Here is a 15,254-nt window from a genome sequence, read left to right as displayed (position 1 = left end):
GCTTCTTATTTGCTACTTTGGATCTGTCTGCCATGTTGTAAGCCTCCTTTGATGTTAAAGTTGGCTTATCATCTCATGCCCTGAATCCAATTTGAAGATGCGGTTCCTTGAGCGCTTACCGTGGGAAAGATCTTTCTATACCCTCTGATCTTAGATGATGAATTATATCAACAAAGGGACGTCCCGCTCCTATTGGTGGAAGTTGTCGGTGATCGCCAACCAAAACAAACCGTTTGACACCTCTCAAACAATCTAAAGTGGTGGCCAGCATTTCTTCTGTTAGCATAGATGCTTCATCAAGAATCACTGTTTCATAATTTTCCGCACAAAACTTATTGGAAAATAAATATCGGTGGAGGGCACCATCGTATCTTCGATAATTTGATAAAAATTGAGCCAATGTTTTAGCTGTAACATTTAACCCCCTTGCCATTTCCTGCATCCGGACTCTGGCCTTACCTGTCGGAGCTAATAGCAACACTCCATTACTTTCAACTTCTTTTTGGCCTGCTAAAATAGTGAGCAAAGTAGTTTTACCTGTTCCTGCCGAACCTATTAACACTGAAAAGCGAGACTCTGAGATCTCCTTTAGTGTAACTGCCTTTTCTTTTCTCGCTTTACGTTCTTGCTCATCAGGCTCCCCTATCGTAAATGGGGCAAGACATTTATCTAACAATGCTTCCCAATTAGCTTCTAAAGTCAATCGCTTTCCCGAAATTCTATCATTAATTTTCTGGCTAATAATTCTTCTTGCGCATGAAAATCTTTCCAATTGATAAGCACGATGCCCATCTTTCATCTCTTCTAACACTATATTTCCACTAAAACATTCTTCTGATAATTCATAATAGTCACTATTTAAAGGGCATGAGGGTTGCATAGACAAATCTCTTATTTGTTTAATTAATTCTTTCCGAGGTAAAAGTGTATGCCCCTTTAAGGCTGAAAACTCTAACTGTTGTATTGTCAATGCACGAATTCTAAATTCTGACAATGGATCGGCAACAGACAAAACGTTTGGTAACAGATTCTCAGGTGATTTCTTAATACACAACCCTAAATCTATTGTCGATAAGGTAACAGGTGTAATTGAATGCCTCAAATCTTCATAAATTAAATAAGGATTCTTCAAGTATTCTTCATCTTTTCTATCAATACCATTTTTTTCTCTTTCCTCTTGAACAAACAAAGTACAGGCTTGCTCGATACTTAAATCAAAACGACTTAGTAAATACAGAAATGCTAACCGAGGATGATCCTGTTTTGACCTAAACGAACGATATAATTTTTTTGCGTTAGTAGAGATTAATTTCTCAATATTCGTGGATAGAATTCCCTTTGAATCGTCTAACGCCTTTTCAAATAATAACCATGGATTAGATTTTTCATCTTCCATTCTATTAATAATTTCCGCTGCTACAAAATGACCTTTATCTATTCCAAAAGCACAAAGAGCTGCCCCCATGCCTGGATAAAAACCTCTTAATTTTTCAATCCGAGAAATTTCATTGTGAATCCATTGAATTGCATTCTGATGGTTTTCACCTATATTTAGCTCCGCAGCTTTTTCAAGTGATTTCTCACAGGCTAAAAGTATTTGGATTGCAGAATCATTGCTTACATGCTCTGCAGCATATGAAAACTCAAACCGTTTATCGTTTGCAACTATAACGGCTATATCCATCATATCAAAGCCAATATTTTCTTCTTGGTAGGCTAAGGCAGCATGGTATGGTAATAAAAAACCTTTCTTACAATCGTTCCGAATTGTATGTAATGTCATATGTTCCCAGTAAGCAGCACTAAAACGGCGGTTAGAGCCGTCGTAAGCTTCTGAGGGGACTATCTTCTCAATACGCCCCACCCCGATTAATACCCTTCCTGACTCTTCAACAAATGGAACTTGTTTTGCGTAAAAAAAGACCAAAGACGTTTCTTCTTCAAGATGCCCGAAAAAACAATTTAGCAATGCCTTTTGATTCTGATACTCTTGAACCCAATTATTTTTTCCACTTTTAGCCCAATCAAGATAGGGTTCTCGCTGCTCATCATAGTTCAAGTCAAACAAAGATGTTTTGTCTTTTGCATTTTTCTTAAGCATCCAATGATAAGGGACTGCAGATGCTGAAAATGATGGGAATCTTACTCTTGTTGGCTTTAAATGGCCATGTGTAGAAGGTGATGACTGCACATAAGGATGTTCAAGTGTTTTGATAATTGGGAATTTAGACATGAACGTTCCTCGTTCCCCTATACATACTGGAAAATCCTCTTCAGGTAATTCATCCAAAGATAGCCCCGCCAATTTTTGCTCTTTTTCGTCATCACGATTTAACGAACAATTTTTCAAAATTAAACAAGCCCCGTTTGCTTTTGGATCATTACATATACTGCCATTCCAACAATTATCATGCCACGGAACTCTAATTGACAAATGCTTAAACGCATATAGTTGATTTCTCATTCTACTATCCGCCCTTATTATTAAATTAGGTTTTTTATCATTCGGCTTCTACTCTGAAATATTAAATTATTCAAATTCAAAAATTATATATAATAAATAGGAAATCACTTCGCTTTAAAATTCAATTACTATTTAGAATATAAATTGTATAATTAGAACTTAAATAATGATATAAGGAATGTAAATGGAAAAATTATAAGTGGTCAACAAGTAGTCAACATGTTATCAAATTTATCTCATTTCTTTGATTGTTTTAGTTACACTTCAATTTAATACAAAAAATAGATAACCAATTGCAATCATAAGTGCAATTTCACTTTATTTAGTTAGACGCCATACTATTGAGTACTTCTTAAAAAGAACTGAAAATCCCCGTGTCGGCAGTTCAATTCTGTCCCTGGGCACCACAACATAAAAGGCTTTCAGCGTTTTTCGCTCAAAGCCTTTGTTGTTCAGTAAGCATCAGAAAAATATTTTCTGCCCACCAAATAAAAAACCCCGGCTAAAAATATGACCGGGGCTGTATTGACATCTCTTTCATCATTTAGTAATTTTATTACACTACACAAACCATATAAACGGACTCCCATAGTAATTGGAGGCAGCCTCATGAAACAAAAAGAGAGTATTGACCAGAACATCAAAATTAAACTCATAGACGGCACTCAGATTAACGCAAAAATTAATATTAGAAGAGACCCCGGGTATGACAGATTAAGTGATATTGTGGCAAGTAAAAGAGAACCGTTTCTGATCCTATCTAATGCATCTTCATTTCATGCAAAATTAGATCAACCTGTTCTGAATAAGGTTCTCTTTGTTAACAAAGACCACATTGTTTGGGCTGCCCCTATGGAAGAGGATCAGGAAGACTTATAACTTTTTTGCTAATAGGATTGTTTTTTCCGTTCTCGATCAAGGTCCCGTTTCATATCTTTTTGTTTGATGCTTTGTCTTTTATCATATAGTTTTTTGCCCCTGCCAAGACCGATCTTAACTTTAATGTTTTCATTTTTAAAATATATTTGCAGCGGTACAAGCGTATACCCTCTTTCTTTAATTTTACTCCAAAGTTTTTTAATCTCATATCTATGAAGTAAAAGTTTTCTTGTTCTCAATGATTCATGATTGCTGTTGTAGGCATATTTGTAGGGTGAAATATGCAATTGTCTTAAAAAGATCTCATCGTTTTTTATATCTGCATAAGCATCCTGAAAGCTGACTCTTCCTTCCCGGATCGCCTTAACTTCGGTTCCAACAAGAACAATTCCTGCTTCATATTCTGATTCAATGGCGTAGTTGTGCCGCGCTTTTTTATTGGTTGCAATGATTTTAATATAGTCTGAGTTCATTGATTATTCAGCCAATTTATCAAAAGGGAATATGTCTTTATATTCTTCTAAAATAAAGTTAAAAATGTCTTGAACACAGCTTAACGTCATGATTTTTTTAACTGTCTTTTTTGCTTTTTTAGTATCAAGACTACGAATCATTTTTTTAACCGCTGGAATGGAGACTGAATTCATGGAAAAATCAGTTAACCCCATACCAACAAGAACAGGCATGTTAATTGGATCTCCTGCCATTTCTCCACACATGACAAGGTCAATCCCTTTTTTCTTTGCTGCATCACAGGTCATTTTTATCATTCTCAGTACAGCCGGATTGAGTGCCTGGTAGAGATGGGCCACCCGTCTGTTTTGCCTGTCTATGGCCATGGAGTACTGGATCAGGTCATTTGTTCCAATACTGAAAAAATCCACATGCTCGGCAAGGTGTTCAGCAATAATTACAGCCGATGGAATTTCAATCATGACTCCCAGGGGAATGTCCTTATTAAAAATTTTCTTTTCAAGTTCAAGTTCAAGAATTGCCTTGTTAATCACCTGTTTAACCTGAACAATTTCTTCAACACAGGAAATCATGGGAATTAACAATTTTATATTTCCAAATGCCGCTGCCCTGAAAATAGCTTTTAACTGTGTGATAAAAATATCCTCATTTTCAAGGCAGAACCTTACCGCTCTCAATCCTAAAGAAGGATTGGCCTCTTCAATAGCCGTCAGATAGGGGTTAACCTTGTCTCCATTAATATCAAGTGTCCTGATGGTAACACTCTGTGGCGTCATGAGTTCAACAAGTTCTTTGTATTTAGATAATAGTTCGTCCTCGGTTGGGAACCGTTTTAAATCAAGGTATAAAAATTCTGTCCTGAAAAGCCCGATATCGATTGCCCCATAATCTTTGGCTCCAACGACTTCTTCCACAAGTTCAATATTGGCCATGAGGTTTAAGGAAATGCCGTCTTTTGTAATCGCAGGCAGATGGCTTTCTCTTTCCAAACCTGCTCTGTATTCTTCGAATCTTGTCAGACGGTCTTCATAATCGAAGAGTGTGTCTTCTTCAGGATTAATGATCAGTGTTCCAGAGGAACCATCAACAATTAAAATATCATCATTTTTAATACTGATGGTTGCTATACCTAATCCTAAAATAGCAGGGATTTTTAATGATTTTGCAACAATACTTGTATGGGAATCTTTCCCTCCACGGTCGGTAACAAACCCTTTTATCCGTTCCAGCTGTATCTGGCTGGCATCGGCAGGCGATAAATCATGAGCGACTATGATGACACGTTTATTTATATCTGAAATCTTAATATCCTGAGCACCCACAAGATATGACATGATTTTGTCTGATACCTGAACTATATCATTAACCCTGGCCTGTAGATATATATCATCAATCTGCTGAAACATGGCTTTGACTTCTCTTGATACTTTTCTTAATGCCCATTCAGCATTAATTTTTTCATTGGAAATGGTATCAATGGTCTTGCCATACAGCATTTTATCCTTAAAAAGCACCATGTGTGTCTCAAGAATATTTAAATTTTCTCCCAGATCTTTATCAAGCGAATCAATTATTTTGGCATGATCGTTTTTTGCTTTTAAAACAGCCTGTTTAAATCGATCTATTTCTTTTGGCACCAAAGCATCACTAACCGGATACCGTTTAATGAGATTGACGCCTTCTCTATCAACAATATATGCTTTACCAATACAAATACCGGGCGAACCGCTGATCCCGTTGATAGTTATCTGTCCTGATTTTGAAATATTCATCTTTATGTTTCTCCAAACCCAGCTTCAAAGAAATCAACTATCTGATCAAGAACCATCCTATCTTCCTGATTTTTAATTTCGATCACAATCTTAGTTCCTTTTACAGCACACAAAGTCAGTATGTCGATGATACTTGTTGCATCAACTTTTGTCGAATTTGCACAAAGCCATACATCAGATTGAGCTGACTCGGCTATTTGTGCAATTTTGGATGCCGGTCTTGCGTGCATTCCAAGTTCGTTTTTAACCGATGTTCTGCGAGCAATTATTCCACTGTTCTTCACTCTTATTCGTTCCATGAAATTTTTTCTTTTCTTTATATCTTTCCCCAAAAAATGTCAATGTAAGGGACGGCTTATAATTGACTGTTATATTTTTGTATGATAGGCCTTTGGTTTACTGGATAAAATAACATATATTGGTTTATTTTACCATATTCTGTCCATCACACGGATATAAAGATAAGAAAGTTATTGGAATAATCAACATGGAAAAACATATAGTCAATGGAAAATATCCCATTAATGATTTTAAACCGGGGGAGTCATGGCGGTTGTTTAAAATCATGGGAGAGTTTGTCGAAGGAATTGACGCATTACATAACCTTGGTCCTGCCGTATCCATTTTTGGATCTGCGAGAACCAGCTGTGAACACCCATATTATAAAAAATGCGAAAATCTTGCGGCATTGTTTGCCCAAAATGGATATTCTATTATTACCGGCGGGGGCGGCGGAATTATGGAGGCTGCCAATAAGGGGGCAGCTGCAGGAGGTACCGATTCTATCGGATTAAACATTACACTGCCATTTGAACAAAAACCGAATCCTTATGCTACCACGCAAATAGAATTTAAATATTTTTTTGTTCGAAAGGTTATGTTTTTAAAATATGCCCAGGCCTTCATTATTATGCCGGGAGGGTTTGGAACCCTTGATGAACTGTTTGAAACCATTACATTGATCCAAACGCAACGCATCCGGAAGGTGCCGGTTATTCTTGTAGGTAAAGACTATTGGGAAGGCATGATCCAATGGGTGAAAAATAAATTTTTAAAAGAAAAAATGATTTCCGAAAAAGATCTTAATCTTTTTCATCTCCTGGATGATCCTGAAGAAATTGTCCGGGTGGTAGCGGATTTTAACAAGAATCAGTAAGAAAATTATTTAAACAAACAAAATCTGTGATTAAAACAGCCCTGATTATAATTTCTTCATTTTTACATTTATGAATAAAAATGATATAGGGGTATGTTTAAAATCTTTATGGTTAACTAATATTTATACTACAACAGCATAATTTATGAAATTATTTGAGCCAAGCAACAAAAATAAAGACTTAGCCAATGCATATAATGCGGAATCAATCGAAGTTTTAAAAGGTCTTGATCCGGTCAAAAGAAGACCCGGGATGTATACAGACACTTCAAGCCCGGATCATATGGCATTCGAAGTCATTGACAATAGCGTTGATGAAGCGATTGCAGGTTATGCGACTCAAATTGATGTTGTATTAAAGACAGATCAATCTATTATCGTTTCGGATAATGGGCGGGGAATGCCGGTAGATATCCATCCTGAAGAAAAAATATCCGGTGTGGAATTGATTATGTCAAAACTTCATGCCGGTGCTAAATTTTCCAATAAAGACTATAGTTTTTCCGGAGGCTTGCATGGTGTCGGTGTTTCTGTGGTCAATGCATTGTCTTCTCGTTTGACAATTCATATCAAGCGGGATGGACAAAAATACCGTATTGGTTTTGAACATGGGTTTAAAACCAAAGACCTTGCCATTGTAAAGAAAATTAAAAAAAAAGAATCCGGAACATCTATCCGATTTTATCCGGATGGTTCCTATTTTGACACCCCGCTGTTTTCAAAAAAATCATTAAAAACTGCTTTAAAATCAAAAGCAGTTCTCTGCAAAGGGCTTATCACTTCTTTTTATGATGAAGCTTCCAAAGAAAAAATTGTCTGGAAATATGACCAAGGGATAGATGATTATCTAAACGAATATTTAAAGGATAAAAAATGCATTTTCCCTTCTCCTTTTGCAGGAAAGCTTAAAGGGGAAGATATTCATCTCATCTGGGCCGTCAACTGGACCCTGGAATCAGGATCAAACCCTGAAGAAAGTTATGTAAATCTTATTCCTACAAAATTAGGCGGAACCCATGTCAATGGATTTAGATCAGGACTGTTGGAATCGGTCAGAGAATTTTGCAAGTTCAGAAATCTTTTACCAAAGGGCTTATATCTTGCTCCGGAAGATATCTGGGATAGGGTTGGCTATATCCTTTCCGTCAAGCTTTCCGATGCCCAGTTTTCCGGGCAGACAAAAGAGAGGCTTTCCTCCCGTCATTGTGCAAATCTTGTCAATATCCAGGTGAGAGATGCATTCAGTTTATGGCTGAATCAGAATATCGAGGAAGGTGAAAAACTATCCGCTTTTGCCATTGAAAATGCAAAAAATCGTATAAAAAAATCCAAAAAAGTTGCCAAAAAAAGGACATCAAACGGTATCACGCTTCCTGCTAAATTATCTGACTGTTCAAGTGTTGATCAAAATAAACGGGAATTATTTTTTGTTGAGGGGGATTCTGCAGGCGGCTCTGCCAAGCAGGCAAGAGACAGGCGGTTTCAGGCCATTATGCCCTTGCGCGGCAAAATTTTAAATACATGGGATGTTGACTCTTCTGTTATTAATGAATCCAGAGAAATCAGAGATATTTCCCAGGTTTTAGGCGTTTTGCCAGGAGCAGAGGACATTTCCAAACTCAGGTATAATAAAATATGTGTTTTAGCAGATGCTGACTCTGATGGACTGCATATTGCCACATTGCTGTGTGCCTTATTTTTAAAACACTTCCCTCAAATTGTAAAAGACGGACATGTATTTATTGCCATGCCGCCGCTATACAGAATAGATGTTGGCAAGGAAGTTTTTTATGCATTGGATGATCCGGAAAAAGACAATATTATAAAAAGAATAAACCGGCGTAAAAAACATGGAAAAATAAATATTCAAAGATTTAAGGGCCTCGGCGAGATGAATCCGGCACAGCTTAAGGAGACAACCATATCACCGGATTCAAGACGACTTGTCCAGTTATCTGTAAGCAATAGTTGCGAAGAGTCAATAAAAGAGGTCTATGAGATCATGGATATGCTCCTGGGGAAAAAGAGAGCGAAAGACAGAAAAATATGGATAGAATCCAAAGGCAGCATAAAAGAGATTGAGTCATGAAAGAAACACTTTTGTCTGAGATTGAAGATTATGAAAAAATACCTTTCCAGGATTTTGCTGAAAAAGCGTATTTAAACTATTCCATGTATGTTATTTTAGATCGTGCCCTGCCCCATATCAGCGATGGGCTGAAACCGGTCCAAAGAAGAATTGTTTACGCCATGAGTCAATTGGGGTTGTCGGCTACGGCAAAATTTAAAAAATCAGCCAGAACGGTAGGGGATGTGCTGGGTAAGTTCCATCCTCACGGTGATACCGCCTGCTATGAAGCCATGGTGCTTCTGGCACAGCCTTTTTCTTTGAGATATCCGTTGGTTCACGGGCAGGGGAACTGGGGCGATCCCAATGATCCGAAATCCTTTGCAGCCATGAGGTATACGGAATCAAAATTATCAAAATATGCTCAAATTTTTCTTCAGGAACTTGATCTGGGGACCGTAGACTGGGTACCCAATTTTGACGGCACCCTTACCGAACCCACTATTCTTCCGGCTCGCCTGCCAAATATTTTATTGAACGGTTCGACCGGTATTGCCGTTGGTATGGCTACCAGTATTCTGCCCCATAATCTGCGCGAAGTGTCTAAGGCTTTGATCCATTTAATAGATAATGAGGACGCAACCCTTGATAAAATTTGTAAATTTATTAAAGGCCCTGACTTCCCGACTAATGCGGAAATTATCACGCCGACGGCTGAAATAAAAGACATCTATAGAACAGGTGCCGGCAGGATAAAAATGCGGGCTAAATTCCATATAGAAGATTCGGAAATAATTTTTACCGCCCTGCCCCATCATGCCTCTACAGAAAAAATCTATGAACAGGTTGCCGCTCAGATGGAAGTCAAAAAACTTCCGATGGTCACTGATATAAGAGATGAGTCAGACCATGAAGAGCCGACACGTCTGGTGGTGATCCCCCGATCAAACAGAGTTGATCTATCCGCATTAACCGATCATCTGTTTGCCACCACAGATCTTGAAAAATCATACTCTTTTAACATGAATATGATTGGAATGAATGGCAGGCCTCAGGTAAAAAATCTATTGAGAATTCTGACAGAATGGCTTGAATTCCGAGCAGATACCGTAAGAAAAAAGCTGGATTTCAGGTTGGAAAAGGTTTTAAATCGTCTTCATATATTAGAAGGCTTTCTCATTGCCTTTATCAATTTAGATGAAGTGATTAAAATTATCAGAGCATCAGATAAGCCAAAAAAGGACCTGATCAAAGCCTTTCCATTAACCGAACTCCAGGCTGCCGCGATTCTGGAAATCAGACTGCGGCAACTTGCCAAATTAGAAGAAATCAAAATAAAATCCGAACTAAAAGATCTGGAATCCCAAAAAAAACAACTCAAAAAAATCCTTGGTGATGAAAAGACATTTAAAGACTATATAAAAGATGAAATCAAATCTGATGCTAAAAAATATGGTGATAAACGACGGTCACCCATAAAAAAGCGGAAAGAAGCGGAAAAATTCTCGGTTACGGATGTTATAGATATTACACCTGTGACTATTATACTGTCAAAAAACGGCTGGATTCGATCTGCCAAAGGCCATGAGATTAACCCGGAAGCAGTTAAGTTTAAATCCGGAGATTCTTTTATGGACTATTTAAGGACAAAAAGTGACAAACCCATCGTCTTTCTGGATAATACCGGCAGAAGCTATATGCTGTTTTCTCATTCACTTCCTTCGGCAAGGGGCAATGGAGAACCTTTAACCGGGCATTTATCTATTCAACCGAATGCGTTTATCAGATTCATGCTGTCCGGAGACTCTGAAAATCATTTCCTGGTCGGTTCAAACAGCGGATATGGATTTATTATCAAGTTTTCTGATTTTTTAACCCACTTTAAAAATGGCAAATCTGTCATCACTTTAAAACCAAATCATCACTTATTACTTCCCGATAAAGTTGTTGACCTGGGAAAGGACACCATCGCTGCTGTTACCTCTAAAGGCAGACTCTTGATATTTTCCCTGGATCAACTGCCAAATTTAAAAAAAGGACAGGGAAACAAAATTATTTCCATTCCTAAAAAAGAGTTGAGTTTGACAAATCCTGAAAAACTTAAGTTCCTTAAAATATTGCCGGAAAACTCTAATCTTGTTATACATTCCGGCAGGCACTTTCTTAAATTGACCCCTGGAAATCAAAAAAATTATAAGGGGATGAGAGGCCACAGAGGGAAAAAACTTCCCCGTGGATATCAAAAGGTTGATAAAGTGGAAATTGTGCCGATTAAACCTTAGGTTGATCAAAAATGAAAAAATTCTATTTTAATAATTTTATTTTAATAAACCTTGTTGGTATATTGTCTCTTTTTGTTCTTTTGTCCGTATTGATCCACAATACGGAATTCGGTTCTGATCTGACCCACTTAGAAAGAATCAAAAAAACCGGGGTACTGAGGCTGATCACCACTGATTCCATTAATTCCTATTATTACTATAACGGGCAACCCACCGGATTTGAATATGATCTTGCCAGGGAATTTGCCAATTTTCTCAATGTTGATCTTGATATTGTCGCCCCTGGCTGGAACAATATGTTTTCTTATCTTGAACAGGGAAAAGGTGACGTTATTGCATCAGGCCTTACCATAACAAAAGAGAGACTTGCAAACTTCGATTTTTCACTTCCTTATATGACTATTCAACAGCGCATTGTCCATCATAACTTGATTTTCGGACCTAAAAATATTGAAGATCTGACCTTTCGAACCCTTCATGTCCGTCGAGGAACATCTTATCAGTCGCGGCTTGAAGAAATTAAAGAATCCGGCGTTGACTTTAATTATATCCTTCATAACAACATCCCAACAAAAGAATTGATCCGTATGGTCTATGACAGGGAAATAAAGTTTACCGTTGCTGACGATAATATTGCTTATTTGAATCAAAGATATTATCCGGATATCCGGATTGGGATTCCCCTCCAGGGAAAAGAATCCCTTGCCTGGGCCGTCAATAAAAATGATTCGCAGCTGCTGGAACAGATTAACCAGTTTTTTCTCTACGCAAAAAAAACAGGATTATTAAAACAAATCTCGGATAAGTATTATTTTAATATTGAGGAGACAGATCCGTTTGATCTGAAAAAATTTCATGAAAGAATCGAAACCAGACTGCCAAGATATAAGAAAATAATTATTGAAGAATCCATAAAATATGGGTTTGACTGGAAACTTGTAGCAGCTGTTGTTTACCAGGAATCCCATTTTAATCCCAATGCAAAAAGTTTTACAAATGTCAGGGGATTAATGCAGGTAACAACAGCTACGGCAGAAGAGATGGGTATTGAGAATCGTCTTAACCCATCCCAAAGTATAAAAGCCGGCATAAAATATCTTGATAAAATGGTTCAAAAATTCGATTATCTTGAAGATGAATATGAGAGGATCCTGTTTGCTTTGGCCAGTTATAATGTCGGTTATGGACATGTAACCGATGCCATACAAATAGCGATTGATATGGGGTTGGATGAAATAAAATGGCAAAGTTTGAAAACAACCCTGCCGTTATTATCAAAATCCAAATACTATAAACAAACCCAATATGGGTATGCGAGAGGCTGGGAACCGGTACAATATGTTGAACATATCCTTACCTATTATGATATACTCAAACAAAAAAACCATTAAAGAGACAACGTAATGACAAGAAAAATTTTGATTAATGCACTGGATCCTGATGAAAACAGGATAGCAGCACTTAAAGACAACAAACTCGAACAATTTCACATTGAAACAACTGCAAAACAAGTAACACAAGGCAATATCTATAAAGGTATTGTCACAAGAGTTGAACCAAGCCTTCAGGCTGTCTTTGTCGATTATGGCGCCCCTAAAAATGGTTTTCTTCAAAAAAATGAAATTCATAAAGACTATTTCCAGGATATCGAATCCGGCGGGAAGGCGCTGTTTAATTTAATCAAGAAAGGCCAGGAACTTATCGTTCAAGTGACAAAGGACCCCATTAGTCAAAAAGGAGCCATGCTGACAACATATATCTCTCTGCCCGGGAGACTGTCTGTTTTAATGCCGGGAAATTCTACCAAAGGAGTCTCTCGGAAAATCAGTGATGAGGATGAAAGAAAAAGACTTGTCAGTATCATGAAAAAAATGAAAGTCCCTGAAGGATTTGGCATGATTGTCAGAACTGCCGGTAAAAATTCTACTAAAACGATGTTGACAGCCGACTTAAGATATCTGATGCGTGTATGGAAAAATATTGACCAGAAAGCTGTCAAAAACACCGCCCCTTCTTTGCTCTATAAAGAGCAGACGCTTGCCGTAAGATCTTTAAGGGATTATTTTACAACTGATGTTAAAGAGATTCTTATTGACAGTCCTGAAATATTTAAAGAGGTGAGAGATTTTATTGGTGTTATAGCGCCGAAACAAAAAAAAATAGTTAAGCAATTCAAGGGTGAAAAACCCATATTTACTAAATATCAGCTTGAGGATCAGATTGCTTCTATTTATAAAAAATCAGTTACCCTTAAATCCGGAGGATTCCTTGTAATCGAACAAACCGAAGCCATGGTTACCATTGATGTAAATTCAGGAAAATCCACTAAAAAGAAAAATATTGAAGAAACGGCCTTTTATACAAATCTTGAGGCCTGCGAGGAGGTTGCACGACAATTGAGGCTCCGTGATATGGGGGGGTTGATTGTGGTTGATTACATAGATATGAAAGAACGCCGGCATAAAGCTGAAATCACAAAAACGCTGAAAAAACACTTGAAATCAGATAAGGCCAAAACAAAAGTTGGTGGAATAACAACATTCGGGTTACTGGAAATGTCACGGCAACGTATCCGTCACTCCATTACGTTTGGAAGTTATGAAACTTGCCGGCATTGTAATGGCAGGGGACAAACTCCTTCTGTGGAAACCCAGGGGCTTGCATTTTTAAGGCAGTTGAATTTAAAGACATTAAAACCTGAAATCACGGAAGCAACAGGGTTTGTACCCACTGCGGTGGCCAGTTATCTGTTAAACAAAAAAAGAGATGAATTGACTGAAATTGAATCAAAGAAAAAGGTTTCAATTACGATTGAAGGCGATCCAAATATGATTTCCGGAGAAAGCAACATCGTTTTAATAACGAATGCTAATTGAATACCTTTCTTGACATAAATCGTTCTATCGTGTATTTGAAACAATTTCAATCTCAATAAAAAAAGAGAACTTATGCTCCTGAAAAATAAAAAATTAATAATAATAGCAGTGATTTTGTTCGGGGTGGTTTTATTCAGCATCCAGTATTTTAGCAAACCCCAGGAAAAAAACCTGCCGGCAATAAAGGCTGAAACCGCCATACCTCAAAACACCGGAGACAATAAAAAAGCCATTATTGATGAAGAGGACGGAATCGTTCAAGTTCAGGGCGACATTATCGTTATGCCGACCATTGATTATAAAGACCTCGAAAAAAACAAAACTCTTAAAGAACTTATGGCATCACGCAAAAAAAGTTTAGGAATTAAAAAAAGTCTTGATATGATTGTCAATTCTGATGAAGACTTTAAAATTGGTGGTACTCAAGTTTCCATGAGAGATATCCTGGAAAAGGCATTTATTAAAAAAGGAGGGGTCTTTGAAGAAAAAATTGAGGACTCAGGAGCTGTTCGACCTCAGAAAATAAAAGAGTATGGGATTTATGTGGTTACCCCGGGTGATAATATATGGAATATTCATTTTAATATTTTAAAAGATTTTTATGAATATAAAGGAATAAATGTTTCATCAGAGGCAGATGAACCTGTTGATCAGGGGATGAGTTCCGGTGTCGGGAAAATTTTAAAGTTTTCCGAAACCATGGTGATTATATACAATCTTATTGAAAAAAAAGTGGGCTCTGATATTGATTTACTAGACCCATTAAGTAAGATTGTGGTTTACAATATGGATGAGGTTTTTTCACTTCTCCAGGAAATTAACTATGAAAACATAGACAGAATTCAGTTCGATGGAAAAACCATCTGGATTCCGGCTAAAAAATTATAAATTTATATTTTATTTATTTTAAGGAGGATTCATTTTGATTAGCACAGCATATGCAATGGGACAAAGTGGTGGGGCAGGACAGGCCGGTGGGATAGCAGGTTTTTTACCCATTATTATTTTATTTGCAATTTTTTATTTTCTTTTGATCAGGCCCCAGCAGAAAAAAGCCAAGGAACACAGGGAAATGATATCTAATTTAAAAAAAGGAATCAGAATCGTTACGTCCGGCGGCATCTATGGAACTATCCAAAGCATAGATGATACAACCATCGGTCTTGAAATAGCTGAAAAGGTAAAAATAAAAATTTCCCGGGGAAATGTTGCGGCTGTCGTTTCTGATACTGAAGCTGTCCAGAAAGAAGATAAAAAGAAAAAATAAATCCATTAGGAGTAAT

General features: G+C 37.3%; 12 protein-coding genes. 8 read left to right on the top strand and 4 right to left on the bottom strand.

Features of this window, described 5'->3' with window-relative positions; translation table 11 throughout:
• Window positions 1–115: 115 nt before the first annotated feature.
• Complete coding sequence (locus HGJ91_RS12420) at window positions 116–2,464, bottom strand: AAA family ATPase (protein WP_291348104.1); 2,349 nt, start codon at window positions 2,462–2,464, stop codon at window positions 116–118.
• A 609-nt stretch (window positions 2,465–3,073) separates the two neighbouring features.
• On the opposite strand from HGJ91_RS12420, the gene HGJ91_RS12415 reads away from it, so the two are divergent.
• Entirely contained in the window at window positions 3,074–3,343 is a 270-nt protein-coding gene (locus HGJ91_RS12415) for a hypothetical protein (RefSeq protein ID WP_291348103.1), read from the top strand.
• Window positions 3,344–3,351: 8 nt separating this feature from the next.
• Here HGJ91_RS12415 and smpB read toward each other — a convergent pair whose 3' ends face one another.
• The 3 genes from smpB to HGJ91_RS12400 are packed head-to-tail and all read right to left on the bottom strand — an operon-like array spanning window position 3,352 to window position 5,873.
• The gene (smpB, locus tag HGJ91_RS12410; RefSeq protein ID WP_291348102.1) at window positions 3,352–3,816 is read right to left on the bottom strand and encodes an SsrA-binding protein SmpB; all 465 of its coding nucleotides are present in this window, start codon (window positions 3,814–3,816) and stop codon (window positions 3,352–3,354) included.
• 3 nt (window positions 3,817–3,819) lie between these two features.
• On the bottom strand, window positions 3,820–5,589 hold the full coding sequence (gene ptsP, locus HGJ91_RS12405; RefSeq protein WP_291348101.1) for a phosphoenolpyruvate--protein phosphotransferase: 1,770 nt from the start codon (window positions 5,587–5,589) through the stop codon (window positions 3,820–3,822).
• A 2-nt stretch (window positions 5,590–5,591) separates the two neighbouring features.
• Complete coding sequence (locus HGJ91_RS12400; protein WP_291348100.1) at window positions 5,592–5,873, bottom strand: HPr family phosphocarrier protein; 282 nt, start codon at window positions 5,871–5,873, stop codon at window positions 5,592–5,594.
• 203 nt (window positions 5,874–6,076) lie between these two features.
• Here HGJ91_RS12400 and HGJ91_RS12395 point away from each other — a divergent pair, with 203 nt between their 5' ends.
• From HGJ91_RS12395 to yajC, 7 genes are all read left to right on the top strand, one after another.
• Window positions 6,077–6,745: a TIGR00730 family Rossman fold protein gene (locus tag HGJ91_RS12395; RefSeq protein ID WP_291348098.1), complete on the top strand. Its 669-nt coding sequence runs from the start codon at window positions 6,077–6,079 to the stop codon at window positions 6,743–6,745.
• Between the two features lie 145 nt (window positions 6,746–6,890).
• Complete coding sequence (gene parE / locus HGJ91_RS12390; RefSeq protein ID WP_291348095.1) at window positions 6,891–8,834, top strand: DNA topoisomerase IV subunit B; 1,944 nt, start codon at window positions 6,891–6,893, stop codon at window positions 8,832–8,834.
• The gene (gene parC / locus HGJ91_RS12385; RefSeq protein WP_291348093.1) at window positions 8,831–11,095 is read left to right on the top strand and encodes a DNA topoisomerase IV subunit A; all 2,265 of its coding nucleotides are present in this window, start codon (window positions 8,831–8,833) and stop codon (window positions 11,093–11,095) included. The genes parE and parC overlap by 4 nt, the downstream gene beginning before the upstream one ends.
• Before the next feature lie 11 nt (window positions 11,096–11,106).
• Window positions 11,107–12,486, top strand: coding sequence for a membrane-bound lytic murein transglycosylase MltF (gene mltF, locus HGJ91_RS12380; RefSeq protein WP_291348091.1), 1,380 nt, complete (start codon window positions 11,107–11,109; stop codon window positions 12,484–12,486).
• Window positions 12,487–12,498: 12 nt separating this feature from the next.
• On the top strand, window positions 12,499–13,971 hold the full coding sequence (locus HGJ91_RS12375; RefSeq protein ID WP_291348089.1) for an Rne/Rng family ribonuclease: 1,473 nt from the start codon (window positions 12,499–12,501) through the stop codon (window positions 13,969–13,971).
• A 72-nt stretch (window positions 13,972–14,043) separates the two neighbouring features.
• Entirely contained in the window at window positions 14,044–14,859 is an 816-nt protein-coding gene (locus HGJ91_RS12370; protein ID WP_291348088.1) for a hypothetical protein, read from the top strand.
• Window positions 14,860–14,893: 34 nt separating this feature from the next.
• Window positions 14,894–15,238 carry a preprotein translocase subunit YajC gene (yajC, locus tag HGJ91_RS12365; RefSeq protein ID WP_291348086.1) on the top strand — a complete coding sequence of 115 codons (345 nt, stop codon included), beginning with the start codon at window positions 14,894–14,896 and terminating at the stop codon, window positions 15,236–15,238.
• Window positions 15,239–15,254 lie beyond the last annotated feature (16 nt).

The organism is Desulfobacula sp. (assembly GCF_014237455.1).
GTDB lineage: Bacteria > Desulfobacterota > Desulfobacteria > Desulfobacterales > Desulfobacteraceae > Desulfobacula.
The sequence above is the reverse complement of the archived record's forward strand: the minus strand, read 5'-3'. Positions and strand labels throughout refer to the sequence as shown.

Coding starts and splice junctions, on each gene's coding strand:
- HGJ91_RS12420 (WP_291348104.1), bottom strand. CDS start 2,464: ATGAGAAATCAACTATATGCGTTTAAGCATTTGTCAATTAGAGTTCCG.
- HGJ91_RS12415 (WP_291348103.1), top strand. CDS start 3,074: ATGAAACAAAAAGAGAGTATTGACCAGAACATCAAAATTAAACTCATA.
- smpB (WP_291348102.1), bottom strand. CDS start 3,816: ATGAACTCAGACTATATTAAAATCATTGCAACCAATAAAAAAGCGCGG.
- ptsP (WP_291348101.1), bottom strand. CDS start 5,589: ATGAATATTTCAAAATCAGGACAGATAACTATCAACGGGATCAGCGGT.
- HGJ91_RS12395 (WP_291348098.1), top strand. CDS start 6,077: ATGGAAAAACATATAGTCAATGGAAAATATCCCATTAATGATTTTAAA.
- parE (WP_291348095.1), top strand. CDS start 6,891: ATGAAATTATTTGAGCCAAGCAACAAAAATAAAGACTTAGCCAATGCA.
- parC (WP_291348093.1), top strand. CDS start 8,831: ATGAAAGAAACACTTTTGTCTGAGATTGAAGATTATGAAAAAATACCT.
- mltF (WP_291348091.1), top strand. CDS start 11,107: ATGAAAAAATTCTATTTTAATAATTTTATTTTAATAAACCTTGTTGGT.
- HGJ91_RS12375 (WP_291348089.1), top strand. CDS start 12,499: ATGACAAGAAAAATTTTGATTAATGCACTGGATCCTGATGAAAACAGG.
- HGJ91_RS12370 (WP_291348088.1), top strand. CDS start 14,044: ATGCTCCTGAAAAATAAAAAATTAATAATAATAGCAGTGATTTTGTTC.